The sequence below is a fragment of the Lentzea xerophila genome (assembly GCF_051094245.1).
GTDB classification, from domain to species: domain Bacteria; phylum Actinomycetota; class Actinomycetes; order Mycobacteriales; family Pseudonocardiaceae; genus Lentzea; species Lentzea xerophila.
Genome location: NZ_CP194934.1, coordinates 5966169 through 5979418, shown reverse-complemented (window position 1 = coordinate 5979418; position 13250 = coordinate 5966169). Strand labels below are relative to the sequence as shown.

Here is a 13250-nt window from a genome sequence, read left to right as displayed (position 1 = left end):
GCACGTGCACGGGTTCGCGATCAACGAGGCGGTGCGGCTTCGGGGTGGTGGCTCACGCGGTCCCGCTTTACCGTGCAGGGTAACGGCTACGCGGGGATTCCCGACTGATGTGGCGTGAGGCATCGCGGCCAGGACACGCGGATCGAGGGCGGTGTGCTGCCTGCTGTCCTGGTACTGGGGTTCGTCGTGGTCGCGGCGGTGAATGCGGCGATAGCTGTGGTCGACGCGGTGCTGTGGCCTGTCGTGGTCGCCGGGTGCGGTGCCGTCGGAGCGATGGTGGTGGCCCGGCTCTGCCGGGTGTGGCGACTCGGTACTGCACGGCGGATCGTCACTCAGGGCCCCGGTCAGTTGCCCTCGGCGTGGCCGGACCTACGCGTCAACCACGGACAGGGTCGACCGGTGCGGTGAGCTGTCACGGGCGTGCGCAGGCGCCGTGACCACGCGCTCGGGCCGTCGACGAGTCCGTGGCGGGATTGGTGATCCGGTGTTCACGTCAGAGGATGGCGGAGATGTCGCTGCCGCTCACGCTGTGGCCGCACGCGGTGCAACGTTCCCACCAGTCGGTGCACCCGCCGAAGCTGGGGAACGAGTCCCGTTCGCAGGTGTTGGTCGCTCCGCAGGCCGTGCACTGCTCGTCGTCCGCGCTGATCGGCGTGAACAGTGGTGCGGGCGTACGGCCTGGGCGGGGTACATGGCTCGCCATTGCGGAACGGGATGCCGACTCGGCGAGACAATTCCCGCGACGCGGTTGTCGGGTCGCCGGGCCTGCCTGCCAGGCGCGGCCGGTGGTGATCTGCACGCGGCCGCGGGTGAAGGCGAACACCCAGTCGGTGTCGCGGCTGTCCGGCCACAGCCACGGCCAGCCGTCGCGCGGGTGGTAGCCGTGGCCGTGGTCCTCGTCGGCCCACACGTCGAGCAGGTCGGTCACGGCGTCGGCGTAGGTGAGCGGGTCGGCTGCGTCCAACGCCAACCGTCCACATGCGACCGTGCGTACGGTTGCGGGGTCGGCGTTGCCCTGTAGCGAACCCAGCCATACAGCGTGGTGGCCGGAACCATCGTAGAAGTCGGCTTTGGTGGTCACGGTGTCCTCCCCGGTTGTGGCGTGATGGGTACGGGTGGTCAGTCGCGGTGTGAGCAGTCGGTGCGGTGTGCGGGGTCGCCGAAGTGTTCGAGGGGCAGGTGGTCGAACTGGGTGTCGTTGTCGGGGTCGAGATAGTCGCCGAGATCGGCCACGGTGGCGACGCGTGCCATGGGTACGGTGCCGCCGCAGCCGGGGCATTCGTCGATCAGCAGCCACCGGTTGCCCTGGGCGGTGAAGTCGGGCACGAACCGCACCGCGTGCGCGGTGACCGGGTCGGTGACCGTGATCAGGTCACCGGGCTGCTGATGGCTCAGCCCGTAGTGCCGGTCGGGGTCGTCGGTCACCATCACGTCGGCGGTGCGGATTCCCAACGTCCACGCGATGGTGCGCGCGAGATCGGCGCGGCGTGTCCACTGTGGCCAGTCGTTGTGGCGGGCGGCGAACCTGGCGGGGTCGGTGGTGCGGAGGTGTCGGGCCTCGGCGATCGCGCGGTCGGCCAGGCCGTGAGGTGTGGTGGTCATTGCGACCACCCCAGCGCGTTGGCGGCGAGTTCGGGCAGGTAGCCGACTTGGGCGCGTTCGCCGAGCCACACGACCGGCGGGTCGTGGCGCACGGTGCCGTCGCCTTCGGCGTCGTCGGGGGTGCACACGACCTGCCCGATCGTGTACTCCATCGGGTAGGAGGGTCGTGCCGCCCAGCGGATCGGGGTGGCGCGGTCGTACTGTTCGAGCGCGTCTTGCAGGTCGCCGACGGTGTCGATCTGGTCCGGCCAGACATCCATGACAGCGGGTCCTTTCGGTTGCGGTGTAGGGGTTTGCGGTGTTGGTCAGTCGAGGGGTGCGCCGTAGTCGTGGTTCCATTCCGGGGTGCTGACCTCGACCACGCGCAGCAGGCAGTGCTGGCGGCGATCTTCGCCCGCGTTGTTGCGGAACCGGGCGATCACGTTGATGAACGCCGCGCCTTCGGGGCCGTCGTAGATCTCGACGTCGAACCGGTTGGGGTCGGGCAGGTCGGTGTGGCTGGTGTCGCTGATCAGGTCGCGGATGCCGTGCACGAACTGCGTGCGGGTCAGCGCGGGATCGGTAGCGGGTGCGGGCATAGCGGGTCTCCGGGTCAGTCGGTGTCGTCGAAGTAGGTGGTGACGCCGTCGGTGTAGGCGGCGGTGTAGTAGGTCGCGACCGAGGTGAACCGTTGCGGCACAACGGGTTCGGCGTGCGGGTCACCGCCGTAGGCGTCGACATAGGCGGCGTGCGTCCAGTCGTCGTGGTGTCCGGACTCGATCGCTCGTGCGCACAGCCCGGCGTCGGCTCGTGTGCCCATTGCGGGTAACCCCTTTCGCGGGTGCGGTGGCGTGGTCAGGCCAGCGAGATCAGCCCGCCGACGGCGTGACCTTCGTCGGTGACGTGGTGGGTCTGGCCCATCGCTGTGACCACGCGCCAGTCGGTCTGGCGGGCGTGATCGCCGGGGTAGTACGCGCCGAGCAACCGGCCACCGGAGTCGGTGGCGAACCCGAACACGATCTGCTCGGTGTCGGCGATGATCGACATGACGGTGGTGACGTGCGCCGGGCCATCGACGAACCGGCGGACGGTGTACTCCGGGGCGGTGATCATGACGAGTTCCCAGTCGGTTGTGGTTGTGATCGCGGGCCCGCCGGTTGGCCGGCCCGGTGGCGTCGGGGGTCAGTTCGCGTGGTGTTCGTGCCGTTCGGCGGCGGTGTCCGCGTCGTGTTCGGTGGCGTGGTCTTCGGTCCAACCGCAGTAGCAAAACGCGGTGACGATATCGCCGGTGATCATGGTTTCGGTGTAACACATGGCACTGCCCCCGTTTCGTTTCACGGTTCCCGCGGCGAACGTTCGCGGTGTGCGTCGGACATGGCTCGCGCCGGGTGCCCTATTCGTTTTGATGTTCCGGGCGTTTCCGGTGACAATTCAAAGTTAGCTCGACCCCAGCGGAAATGCAATAGCGGGGCGCGACATTTTCAAGACTCTTTTCGGGAATGCAATTGCCGCGAAGTGAATTGCGCTTAAATTTCGAAAGTCGGCCGGTGGGTAAAAGAAATTGTCTCGGTCCGTGGTAGGGGGTGTGGTGGCCAGTGTCAGGCCGCGGCCGAGGGGCAAACGCCGGCGTGAAGCCGCCAGCAGGACCTTGTCGTCACCAACTATCGGCACCTCGCGACCACCAGGCCAGGCCTGCTCTCTCTGAGTCCCGGCCTGTCTTCACCGCCCCGCCCGACGTGTCTGCCCGCTTGTGGCCAAGCGAGCCTGGGACGCCACCGGATCCCTTTTCAGCCGTGCTACCGGCAGCATCACCGAACGGGGAAGGCGATCCTCTAATCGGATCCCCCAGCGGATCCCTCGGGGGATCCATCACGGGCCCCCTCAACGGATCGGCGCTGTCGCTCCTGCCTTCCGGCGCTCCGGCCGACCCTGATACCCCGGTGTCAGTGGTGAGATTACATCGATCGTGGTGCGTGGCAACCTGTCGAGCCGTCGCTGGACACGAGTAATGTCCTCCGGCGGACATTTCGGCAGGGCATAAGGCTGCGCTTTGTTCTTCTGTATTCAGAATAGCGTCCTGGTGGCCGTTCTGGAGAAGATGTTTCCGGACGCAGCCGAGGAAGCTGTCATGCCACAGGCGTCTGGTCACACCGATCACCTCCGGGCTCTGCGGAATCCCGCAGACGAGCCGCGAGCTCTCGCGTCTGCGCGTCCGGTCGTGCATCGATCTCTGCCAGCCGGGTCGTCAGCAGCGCCAGCGTGCGTGGAACGGCGTCGCGGTGCCCGAGCTTGTGCTGCAGCCGCATGATGTCGCGGTACACACGCTCGTTGTGCGGGTCGAAGGCGCGGGCGATCTCCAGCAGGTCCAGGGTCTGCTGGGGATCGGTGTCCACCAGGGCGCGGGCGAGCGCAGCGACGGCGTCGACGGCGTCGCGACGAGTCGCCTCGCGGACCGGCTCGAGCCACTCGGCCCCGATGCCCTCGGCCAGTTGCCCGCCGTAGCTGTCCACGATCTCGCGGTAGGCGGCCACACGTGCGCGGTCGTCGACCGCGGCGCGGCGTGCGGTCACGGCGTTCGCGAAACGCCAGTAGTCGACCTGCACCATGTCGGCATCGAGCCGGTAGCGGCCGTCCCCGTTGACGACGATGTCGCCGCTCGCCGCGCCGGTGGCGGCGGAGAGTGTGCGGCGCAGCCGGGAGAGCGTGGTGTTGAGGGCGTTCGTCGGACGTCGCTGCGTGTTGTTCCTCCACAACGCGCCCACCAGTGCCTCGCGGCTGATTCCGGCGGGATGTAGGGCGAGAAAGATCAGCAGTTCGCGCATGCGGGGGCCTATCGCACCGGTGATCTCCTGCACCTCGGAGCCGGAGCGGCGGTAGTGCACGGCCGGCGAACCGAACACCGTGAGCACAATGGACCGCTGCTCTCGCGGTGTCTGGCTCAGGTGGTCGATCGGCGCCGCGGGCAGTTGGTCGCCGGATGGTTCGGTGATCTCCTCGGCGCCGAGGATCTCCAGGCCGCTGTCGCCGCCCGCCGCGACCAGATCGATTTCCGCGACCGGCTCGGTGCCGCCAGGTGCATGCGCTGCGGCGTCGGGATCGGCTTGGCGCAGGAGCGTGAGGATCTCGGTGGCGTCGTCGTCACCGAGGCGGAACATCCGTGTTCCGCGCAGGACTTCCCCCAGACCAGGGCCGGTGGCTGAGATCGTTCCGTCGTTGCGGACGTAGGCGGTCACGCCGGGTTGCCACTGGCCCAGCAGCAGCCCGGTGACGCCGAACGGCGCGCCGTTGTCCAGAACCGCCTGCAGCCGTTGTCGTTGCTGTTCTGTCGGCTCGGCCACCAGCACCAACACTGGCCAGGACTCCGTCCTCGAAGCTTGCTCTTGGGCGGCCGTGGCCCGCACCAGGATCTCGGCCTCCAGCGCGTCCAGCGCGTGATGGAGACTCGTCGCGACACGCAGCGCCGTGGGCAGGTGTGCGTGTGCGGCCCTGTGCCCGAGTACACCGGCCAGGTCGTCCCCTTGGACCACCACTGTCGTCTCACGCGGGCGGGGTGTCCCGGTGGGGTGACCCATGGACGTGGTGAGCGCGGTGAGAAGCAGCGCGCGCAGAGCCGCAGGTGCACCGGGCCCGACCAGGCCGAGACCGCGAGCGATGGCGAGGTTCAGCGCGATCTCACGTCCGTCCCGGACACCCAGCCCCGCAACCAGAGCGGGCCACTTGTCGGGATTGTCGGCGCAGTCACCGACCACGACAGCCGGTGGTGCCGGGCCACGCCGTGGGCGTGCGGTGTCCTCGCCGTCTTCGTCGAAGTCGCTGTCGTTGTCCTGCTCGCGCAGGTGTGCCAGGCGCAGTTGGTAGACCACGGGGGCGACCGGCAGGTCGTCGCGGTCGCCGCTGCCGGGCCGGTACCGGCTGCGGTAGTGGCGGCGGGCGGCCATCAGCGCCGCGCTGACGGCCGCGACCAGGCCGGAGCCGACGAACAGCTCTGGCCCCCACATGAAGCCTGGTTCACGTGGTACCTGCGGAGCGGTGTTCGTGCCGGTCAGGTGCGGCGAGGCCGGTGCCAGGCTTGGGGGCGGGGTAGTCGGGGGCGTGGGTGTCGTCGGTGGAAGTTGTGGCGGTGTTGGCTGCACCGGCGCCTCGGACGGTAGTGCCAGTTCCTCGCCGGGAAAGATCAGGCTGGGTTGGGTGAACGGGCGGCCGTCCGGTTGTGGTTTGCCCTTGTTGAGCTCGAAGATCTCCGGCCAGCGTGCGCCATCGCCCAAGGTGCGTTGCGCGATCCGCCACAGCGAGTCGTGGACGCCGTCATGCGGTGCCAGCACAACGACCGACTCCGGATACGCGCGACCGCTCGGAACTCGCTCGGTGTCTGGTGCGTAGCTGGTGAACGTGGCACGGAGGATCTCCGCCTCAGCATCGTGTGCGGGGGTGTGCCAGGCCGGGGCGGTCGCCACGACCTGCGAGCCGGACACGAGCGCGGCCGACGATGAGGCCGCCGGTGCCGGTGTGAGGCGGTTGCCCAGGACGGATACCAGGACTGCGCCGACCAACGCTCCGGCCAGGGCGTGCACCGGGCCGGATGCCGACCAGTCGGACGAGCGGGCAGCATCGATGCCGTCGCGGGCCAAGTCGGTCGCGCAGCGCAGCACGTCGATGCTGAAGGCGGCCCAGGTGATCCAGCACAGGCACGCCAGGACGTCGAGCAGGAACGTCGGCGTCATCGGCGACAGCAACATGATTTGGACCTCGTCCCAGGTCGGGACGAGATCCGGCAGCGGCCAGCCGATGTAGTGCCACAACGCCCACGGCAACCCCACCACGAGCGCGAGCAGCACCGCGGCGGCGATCAGGCTTCGGGCGATCCGGCCCAGGATCCGGACGCCCCCGACCAGTACCCACCAGACGCGCCGGACCGCGCCGGGCGAGGTCATGTCACCGGAGCCAGGACCGGCGCCGGCGCGGCCTCCGAGCGAGGCGCGGGAGGCATGGAGGCCTGGCTGGGTGTAGGTGCCTGGCGTGTCTGGGTTTTCGTGCCGGTCCCGCCGTCTGTGTGCCTCTTTCGCTTGGTGCGGGCCGTTTTCCTCCTGCTGAGCCAGTCTGTGAGGTCGGATGCCGACAGGTCGGTGACCACGGCGAGTTCCGGCACGCTGATCACGTCCTCGTTCTCGGCGAGCACCGCGCCCAGTTCGAGGTCGACCTCCTCGAGTTCGGAGGCCAGTGCCTTGCGGCGGTTGGCGAGTTCGCCCACGCGCTGTGCGGCCGCCAGCCTGCGGACGCTCCGCGCGGCATCGGCCTGCTTGATGCGTTCGCGGATCTCGTCGGTCGTTGCCATCGTCTTGTCCTCTCGTCGACATCGTTGTGGGCACGCGGCTTGCCTTCACTCGGTGTTGGGGCTTGCGCTGCCGGTGCCGTGCACGGAAAGACTGCTGATGCCGACCAGGCTCAGCAGCTGGGTGCGTTGTGAGGCGATGACGGTCACGGTGACGGTGGTACCGGTGACGGTCACGGTTCCGGTGGCGCCTACCGCCGCCAGATACTCCTGTGCGCCTGCGATGGCTTGTGCGGGTACGAGTTGTACGGTGCCGGTAGCGCGGTAGGTGCTGAGGTCGATCGCCTGCGCACCGGCACGAGCGGCGGCCTCGGCGTGCCCGGTCGCTTTGACCTTGGCCGCCAGTGCAAGCCCACCGTCGAGCGTCAATCCCGCGAGCGCGAGGATCCCGACGGCGAGCACCACGACGAACGCGGTCACCTGGCCCTCGTCGGCCTGCCACCAACTACGCTTCATGTGCCACCGCCGGAAACGGCCACGGACCGATAGGTGTCCACCGGCTCGATCGCCGTGGCGGACAAGCGTTTCTGGCCAGGGACAGTGAGCACCAGCGCGTCACTGAAGTCGACAGCACAGCTGACGACCACTCGCACGGTGCCGCCTGGCCGCAGATCGCCGGTGTCGATGTTCACGTCCATCGCCTGGCAAGTGACTCCTGCCGCGGCGAGCGCGGTAGCCGCGGTCTCCTGTGCCCGGGCGGTAGCGCGGGCAGCGGTGCGCTCCATGCTGGCGGCTCTGGCCGCCTGGTGTGCGGCGTCGTTGATCCGCAGCCGTGCGTCCACGCCACGGTGAACCACCACCGCGACCACGAGCAGCAACATCACCAAAACGGGCATGACCAGCACGGTTTCGGCGGTCGAGGAGCCCCGATCATCGCGCCACCACGGCCGGCGGTTGAGGGCGGTCACGGTGTCACCTGCGCGGTGAGGATGTCGCGCATCGCGGCCAGGCGCGCGATCAGCCCGTCTGTTCCGGTTGTGGCGGCGGCGTGATAGAGCCGCCGGTTGGATTCGCGTACCTGGCCGGCGACCTGGTTCAGGCGCGTGACCAGTGGCTGCAGGTCCTCGTGCGCCGTGGGCGTGTCGTAGAGCTGAACCAAGGTGTTCCACGCCAACTGGTGCAGCATGCCGAGATGTGTCCGGTCGAGCCAGGCCGCGGCAGGCCCGCTGTGACACAGGTGCACCGCATTGATGATCTGTGTGGCTGCGCTCGTCGCCGGACTGTGATCGGTGAGATCGCCGGCACGGAAGAACCACTCACCTCGCCCTCGGTCGATACGCCATGCGGCCGTCCGGTCCGACAGGTCGTGGCCGAACCGCAAGTAGTCATAGCGAGCGATCAGCACCGCAACCACGAGCAACCCCGCACCAGCAACCACAGCCAGCAGCATCGGCGATTCAGTGACGCCTATGAGCAGCGTCATCGCACCGCCGAGCGCGTACAGCACGGCATCGGGCATCAGGCAGCGCAACAGGGCGCGACGACGAAGCCTGCTGCGGTCCAGGCCAGGCCGCCACAGGACCGGTTCCTTGCCGGACGGAAAGATTCCATGTTCCATGGGAGAAACACGCCTCGGCTGCCCCTCGCTACCACGTCGAGCCGGGTTCATCGGATGTCACCTACAGCCCAATTCCTGAACCCGTAAACCTCTGTCACGAACCGTTCGACAGGCCCGGTGGCCTCGGCGTGAACCGGCAGCCGCAGGAAGGGCACGATCTGAGTGGCGGTGCCTGTGATCCGCACGGACGCCGATGTCGCGGTGCGCTCGCAGACCACGCTCGACTCCCTTAACGGACCTTTCGCCAGTTCGTCGAGAAGTCCTTGCGCGCTGGCGGCGCCCGCTGTCTCGGTGCCGTTTCGTGTTTTCGTGGCGGCGAGTCCTTGCGCGGCAGCCGCTTGTGCGATGTGTGTGGCGTGCGACCACAACGCGAACTGAACGATGGCCAGCAGTACTAACAACACCAGCGGCATCACGATCACCAGTTCGGCGCTGGCGGCGCCACGGTCGTCAAGGCGACGGTGAGATGAGCGTGTCGTAGTTGCCATGGCTGTTCACAACTCGAATCCGTTGGCCTTGGCGATGAGTTTCGCTGCGATGACACCGACGACAACAAGAACGAGACTGATGAGCAAGGCAGTTGCCAGCACGAACTCGCTCACGTAGCCAGCGTCTGGTGCACGGCATAGCAGTCGTACGCGCGTACGAAGTAGCCTCGACATCGAATGACTGTGCTTGCGCATCGTGATTTCTCCTTACCCTTCCGGTAACTCGCGTTGGTCACAGTCCATTGAGGACTTGAATCAGCGCCGGATAGGCGATGAATCCGAGGAAGCCGAGGAACAGGGCCATGACGGGCAGGGCCATGCGCTCAGTGGCGGCCTGGGCGGCGCCTTCGGCATCGGTTAGCTGGTGGGTGCGCAGGGCGGCGGCTTTGGCTGCCAGTGAGGTGCGGACCTTCGCGCCCTCGGTGCCGGCCAGGCTGACTGAGGCAGCGAGGGCGGCCAGTTCGGTCACGTCGAGTTCTTCGCCGAGTCGGCGCAGCGTCGCCCATGGGGTTGTCCGAGTCAGCTGGGCGGTGTCCAGGGCTCGGCGGATCTGTTGGAACGCCCAGCCGTGTCCGATGGCGGCCGAGTTGTTCAACGCACTATCGACTCCGGCGCCACCGGCGAGGGTGATCCATACCAGGTCGAGGTAGGCGGACAAGGCATGGCGGAACTCTGCGCGGAGCTTCGCCGCCTCGGAGCGCATTTGCAGGTCGGGCAAGAAGAATCCGGCCGCGGTGAGGATGGCTCCGGTGATGATCGGAAACTCGACTCCCAGCGAGAGTCCAGCCACGGTGAGCAGCAGTTGCAGCAGGACCAGTGCGAGCAGCCCGCTGATCGCCCAGGCGGCTTTCTTGGCCAGGTGATTCGGGATGGTGCGGCCGACGACGGCGAGGTCGCGGGCCAGCCGTTCACCGGGCAGGCCGAGCGCGCGGAGCGGCGCGATGAACGGTCGGCCGACCTTGGCCGTCCAACCGGTGTCGTTGGCTACGAGGATCGGTGTCGGCGTGGGTGGCGTCGTGCTGTGTGCCAGGACCGCGCCGAGGGAGGGCAGGGGCGGGAAAGCCCACACCGCGAGCGCCCACAGGCCGATGCCGAGCCCGGTTCCCAGGATGAGTGCGGTGATCACGATGGTCACACCTGCCTCTCGGCTATGAGCATGCCCGGGCTGTCGGTTTCCCTGGCGAGGAAACGATGGGATGCGGTGACCTTGGTGATGCGCGTGAGCCACGCGAAGCCCAGTCCAAACAGGACGCCGATGCCGAGCAGCACGATCTGCCCGGTCGCGGAGTCGTAGGCGGACAGGTACGGGCGGTTGAGCAGAACCACAGCGACGGCAAAGCACAGGGTCGTGCCGACGATCACCCGCACGGTGGTCCGGGTCCGGGCGCGTCCGGCTTCGACTCGCATCCGCATCGAGGCTTGTTCGCGGGCGGTGTGAGCCAGCGAACCGAGCAGGTCGCCGAGCCGGCGAGCGTGGTGCTCGGCAGCGAGGACCAGCGCGGCGATGACGAGGTCGCCGGTGGGATCGGCGAGGCGGTCGGCCAGGTGACGCAGGGAGGGAACCAGCTTGTGGCCGTTTTCGATGCGAACGGCGAGGCCGGTGATCTCGCTGCGGATGGCCGGCGGTGCAAGCGGCGCGGTCGCGAGGATGGCCTGTTCCAGACCGGCTGCGGCCGAGAGCGTGTCGCGCAGCATCTCTGTCCAAGCCGCGATGGCCTCGATCCGCGCCACTCTGCGTGCGTGCTCGCGGTCGGGGCCCAGGACACGCGGCAGCGCCAAGACCGCGAGCGCGGCCAGCACGGCACCGGCCACCCAACCGGTAGCGATACCCGCGAGCACTCCCACCGCCAGGCCGAGGCCGATCCGCATCACCTGGCGCCGGTCTCGTGGCGCTTCCTGGTTGCCGCGGTGCGCACGGCTGAACCATCCGAGCCGCCGGGTCGGATCCACGCCACGCCAGCCGACGATGAAGAGCAACAAGCCGACACCCATCCCCACACCGAGCAGAACCGCAAGTGCCAGCGAGGTCATCGGGTCCACCAGCCTTCAGGCTGCGTGAGCAGGCCGGGATCGAACCCGGCGTCGATGAGGTCATCGAGGGTCTCGGTGCGCAGCGCCCCGGCCACGAGGCGGGCACGGCGGTCCGCGTCGGGGCGGAAGACCTCGTTGGAGATCACCTGTGGCCCGTCGGCGCCGACGACCTCGCGGATGGAGGACACCACGCGGGTTGTGCGGTCGGTGCCGAGTGCCAGGTGCACCACGAAGTGCACGGCCGAGGAGACCAGCAGGTTGGTTGCTTCCAGTGGAAGTCGTTCGATGGCTTGGGCTGCGTAGGCGGCGAGCCTGCTGAAGGCGATCCTCGAGCTGGAGGCGTGCAGGGTCGCCATGCTGCCGTCGTTGCCTTGGGACATGGCGTTGCACATCGGGATGACTTCCGGTCCCCGGATTTCGCCGACGATCACCCGGTCCGGGCTCATGCGCAGGCCCCAGCGGACGAGTTCGGCCTGGGAGATCGCGCCTTCGCCCTCGACGTTGGGCTCGCGCGCCTGCAGCGCCGTCACATCGGTGTGGATGTCCGGATCGAGTTCCAGGCCGAGCTCGAAGGCGTCCTCGATGGTGACGATGCGCTCCATCGGATCCATCTCCGAGGCGAGTGCCCGCAACAGGGTGGTCTTGCCCGCACCGGTGCCGCCGGTGATGAGGATGTTCTTGCGTGCTCGTACCAGCGCGCGCAGGAACTGCTCCAGGCCGGGGTCGATCGTGCCGCGAGCACGCAACTGGGGCAGCGTGGCCGTGAGGAAGCCGTGACGGCGGATCGACAGCGCGGTCACCCCGCCTGCGGTCAGACCCATCACCGCGAACAACCGTTCCCCGCCGGGGAGTTGGAGATTGACCGCAGGGGAGCCGTGGTCGAAGCGGCGCTCCTGGCTGCTGGCGCGGGCGGCCAGCAGCCGCACGAGGTTGGTCAGTTCCTCGTTCGAGCCCGCGATCGGGGCCACCTGCGCCCGGCGGCCGTCGTTGTACCGCACGATTACACTGTCGAAGCGGTTGGCGTTGATCGTCTCCACCGTCGGGTCGTCCAGCAGCGGCTGCAGGCCAGCCATGCCGAACAGCTCGTTGACCACCTCGTTGATCACGTGCTGTTCAACATCCCTGCCGACCAGCGGCCGGTTGTCCATCAATTGGTTCTCGCTGTGCGCCAGGATCGCGTCATTCAAGATCGCTCTGGCCAGCTCGCGTCGTGCGTGCTTGGTCACCGGGGCTCCGGTGCGGTGCTGCTGAGCATCCACTCGCGGCGGCAGCTCTGCGCTGAGTGTGTTGCGCAGGTACCGGCGAAGACGTTCGACGGCCTCGACTGCTTGCCCCGACTCCGTACCACTCGACATCGCCGGTGGCTGCTGGTGAGGATGCAGGGGTATCGGCGGAGGATAGTTCATGACGCACGCCCTCCCCACCGCGTGTTCTCGTGTTGTGGCGGCGCGGCCGTGGTTGCGAGTTGCAGACTGTTGGCCGGGACCGGAGAGGGCGGCACCCCGGTTGGCACTTGGGGGACCAGCCTCGCCTGATTGCCAGCAGCTGCCGGTGCCTGTTGGGCGCCGAGCACAGTGGCGACTTTGTGCGCGATCCGGCCCAGCGCCGAGTGGTCAGGTCCGTTGCGAGCCCATCGCACCCTGCTGGGACGTCCACAGAGCACGGCCGCTCCGCGTGGGTCATCCGGAACGCGGCCCAGCGGCAGCACCCCGAGCTCACGTGCGACCTCGGCAGGCGAGTACCCGTCGCCGACCAGCAACATCGCCGGATGGGCGGTCCAGCGCCCGATTGTCGGCAGCTGACGAGCCAGATGCGCGAGGTCGTCTGCGTGAGCACGAGTCAGCAAGACCATCGCATCGGCGGCGCGCACGATCGGCAGCGCGGGAGACCCAGCGTCGATCCGGCCGCAGTCCGCGATCACGACCGCTTCCGGCGCGCTGGCCGCGGTCCGCAGGACATCGCCCCCGGTGGTGGGGTCGGCCAGCACGGACAGCGCCGCTCGCGCCCGGTCGGCGTCCGGTGGCGCGGCCACGACGGGCAAGCCACCAGGCAGTGCTTGTACGTGCTGCCAGGGCAGCATGGGGTCACCGCTGAACCGCACCGCGGCCGCCAGGCTCACCAGGCCCGGTGCCGCTGCCAAGGAGAACCGCGTTCCGACGTCTCCGCCGGAGCCATCGGCTTCCACCAGCAGCGCGCGTGCAGGTGAGGGCCAGCGCGCGGCCAATGCGACGGAGAACGTGGTCACTCCAGGCGACCCTTTGAT

At 68.3% G+C, this 13250-nt stretch carries 17 protein-coding genes; 1 reads left to right on the top strand and 16 read right to left on the bottom strand.

What is annotated here, in order from left to right:
• Positions 1–114: 114 nt before the first annotated feature.
• Positions 115–408: a hypothetical protein gene (locus tag ACRSBM_RS28155; protein ID WP_434447688.1), complete on the top strand. Its 294-nt coding sequence runs from the start codon at positions 115–117 to the stop codon at positions 406–408.
• An 85-nt stretch (positions 409–493) separates the two neighbouring features.
• Here the strand turns inward: ACRSBM_RS28155 and ACRSBM_RS28150 are convergent, their stop codons facing one another.
• From ACRSBM_RS28150 to ACRSBM_RS28075, 16 genes are all read right to left on the bottom strand, one after another.
• Positions 494–1081, bottom strand: a complete 588-nt coding sequence (locus ACRSBM_RS28150) for a hypothetical protein (protein WP_434447686.1) — start codon at positions 1079–1081, stop codon at positions 494–496.
• Between the two features lie 38 nt (positions 1082–1119).
• Positions 1120–1602 (bottom strand): hypothetical protein, encoded by a 483-nt coding sequence (locus tag ACRSBM_RS28145; protein ID WP_434447685.1) that lies wholly within the window; start codon positions 1600–1602, stop codon positions 1120–1122.
• A complete protein-coding gene (locus ACRSBM_RS28140) occupies positions 1599–1862 on the bottom strand; it encodes a hypothetical protein (RefSeq protein ID WP_434447683.1) in 264 nt (87 codons plus the stop codon). Before ACRSBM_RS28140 ends, ACRSBM_RS28145 begins: the two co-directional genes overlap by 4 nt.
• A gap of 45 nt (positions 1863–1907) precedes the next feature.
• Entirely contained in the window at positions 1908–2180 is a 273-nt protein-coding gene (locus tag ACRSBM_RS28135; protein ID WP_434447681.1) for a hypothetical protein, read from the bottom strand.
• Positions 2181–2194: 14 nt separating this feature from the next.
• Positions 2195–2401 carry a hypothetical protein gene (locus ACRSBM_RS28130; protein WP_434447679.1) on the bottom strand — a complete coding sequence of 69 codons (207 nt, stop codon included), beginning with the start codon at positions 2399–2401 and terminating at the stop codon, positions 2195–2197.
• A 35-nt stretch (positions 2402–2436) separates the two neighbouring features.
• Positions 2437–2694: a hypothetical protein gene (locus ACRSBM_RS28125; RefSeq protein WP_434447677.1), complete on the bottom strand. Its 258-nt coding sequence runs from the start codon at positions 2692–2694 to the stop codon at positions 2437–2439.
• A gap of 1013 nt (positions 2695–3707) precedes the next feature.
• Entirely contained in the window at positions 3708–6512 is a 2805-nt protein-coding gene (locus tag ACRSBM_RS28120) for a BTAD domain-containing putative transcriptional regulator (protein ID WP_434447675.1), read from the bottom strand.
• Positions 6509–6913, bottom strand: coding sequence for a hypothetical protein (locus ACRSBM_RS28115; RefSeq protein WP_434447673.1), 405 nt, complete (start codon positions 6911–6913; stop codon positions 6509–6511). The genes ACRSBM_RS28120 and ACRSBM_RS28115 overlap by 4 nt, the downstream gene beginning before the upstream one ends.
• A 45-nt stretch (positions 6914–6958) precedes the next feature.
• Entirely contained in the window at positions 6959–7366 is a 408-nt protein-coding gene (locus tag ACRSBM_RS28110) for a pilus assembly protein TadG-related protein (protein ID WP_434447671.1), read from the bottom strand.
• Positions 7363–7818, bottom strand: a complete 456-nt coding sequence (locus tag ACRSBM_RS28105; RefSeq protein ID WP_434447669.1) for a TadE/TadG family type IV pilus assembly protein — start codon at positions 7816–7818, stop codon at positions 7363–7365. Before ACRSBM_RS28105 ends, ACRSBM_RS28110 begins: the two co-directional genes overlap by 4 nt.
• Positions 7815–8468 (bottom strand): hypothetical protein, encoded by a 654-nt coding sequence (locus ACRSBM_RS28100; RefSeq protein ID WP_434447667.1) that lies wholly within the window; start codon positions 8466–8468, stop codon positions 7815–7817. Before ACRSBM_RS28100 ends, ACRSBM_RS28105 begins: the two co-directional genes overlap by 4 nt.
• A 47-nt stretch (positions 8469–8515) precedes the next feature.
• The gene (locus ACRSBM_RS28095; RefSeq protein ID WP_434447665.1) at positions 8516–8956 is read right to left on the bottom strand and encodes a TadE/TadG family type IV pilus assembly protein; all 441 of its coding nucleotides are present in this window, start codon (positions 8954–8956) and stop codon (positions 8516–8518) included.
• A 232-nt stretch (positions 8957–9188) separates the two neighbouring features.
• Positions 9189–10082: a type II secretion system F family protein gene (locus ACRSBM_RS28090; protein ID WP_434453240.1), complete on the bottom strand. Its 894-nt coding sequence runs from the start codon at positions 10080–10082 to the stop codon at positions 9189–9191.
• A 5-nt stretch (positions 10083–10087) separates the two neighbouring features.
• Positions 10088–10987 carry a type II secretion system F family protein gene (locus ACRSBM_RS28085; RefSeq protein WP_434447663.1) on the bottom strand — a complete coding sequence of 300 codons (900 nt, stop codon included), beginning with the start codon at positions 10985–10987 and terminating at the stop codon, positions 10088–10090.
• Entirely contained in the window at positions 10984–12393 is a 1410-nt protein-coding gene (locus tag ACRSBM_RS28080) for a CpaF family protein (protein WP_434447661.1), read from the bottom strand. Before ACRSBM_RS28080 ends, ACRSBM_RS28085 begins: the two co-directional genes overlap by 4 nt.
• Positions 12390–13232: a chromosome partitioning protein gene (locus ACRSBM_RS28075; RefSeq protein ID WP_434447659.1), complete on the bottom strand. Its 843-nt coding sequence runs from the start codon at positions 13230–13232 to the stop codon at positions 12390–12392. The genes ACRSBM_RS28080 and ACRSBM_RS28075 overlap by 4 nt, the downstream gene beginning before the upstream one ends.
• Between the last annotated feature and the right edge of the window lie 18 nt (positions 13233–13250).

Excerpts from the sequence above, each read along its gene's own strand:
- ACRSBM_RS28120 (WP_434447675.1), bottom strand. The coding sequence starts at position 6,512 with ATGACCTCGCCCGGCGCGGTCCGGCGCGTCTGGTGGGTACTGGTCGGG.
- ACRSBM_RS28135 (WP_434447681.1), bottom strand. The coding sequence starts at position 2,180 with ATGCCCGCACCCGCTACCGATCCCGCGCTGACCCGCACGCAGTTCGTG.
- ACRSBM_RS28140 (WP_434447683.1), bottom strand. The coding sequence starts at position 1,862 with ATGGATGTCTGGCCGGACCAGATCGACACCGTCGGCGACCTGCAAGAC.
- ACRSBM_RS28095 (WP_434447665.1), bottom strand. The coding sequence starts at position 8,956 with ATGGCAACTACGACACGCTCATCTCACCGTCGCCTTGACGACCGTGGC.
- ACRSBM_RS28110 (WP_434447671.1), bottom strand. The coding sequence starts at position 7,366 with ATGAAGCGTAGTTGGTGGCAGGCCGACGAGGGCCAGGTGACCGCGTTC.
- ACRSBM_RS28115 (WP_434447673.1), bottom strand. The coding sequence starts at position 6,913 with ATGGCAACGACCGACGAGATCCGCGAACGCATCAAGCAGGCCGATGCC.
- ACRSBM_RS28080 (WP_434447661.1), bottom strand. The coding sequence starts at position 12,393 with ATGAACTATCCTCCGCCGATACCCCTGCATCCTCACCAGCAGCCACCG.
- ACRSBM_RS28125 (WP_434447677.1), bottom strand. The coding sequence starts at position 2,694 with ATGATCACCGCCCCGGAGTACACCGTCCGCCGGTTCGTCGATGGCCCG.
- ACRSBM_RS28130 (WP_434447679.1), bottom strand. The coding sequence starts at position 2,401 with ATGGGCACACGAGCCGACGCCGGGCTGTGCGCACGAGCGATCGAGTCC.
- ACRSBM_RS28085 (WP_434447663.1), bottom strand. The coding sequence starts at position 10,987 with ATGACCTCGCTGGCACTTGCGGTTCTGCTCGGTGTGGGGATGGGTGTC.
- ACRSBM_RS28145 (WP_434447685.1), bottom strand. The coding sequence starts at position 1,602 with ATGACCACCACACCTCACGGCCTGGCCGACCGCGCGATCGCCGAGGCC.
- ACRSBM_RS28100 (WP_434447667.1), bottom strand. The coding sequence starts at position 8,468 with ATGGAACATGGAATCTTTCCGTCCGGCAAGGAACCGGTCCTGTGGCGG.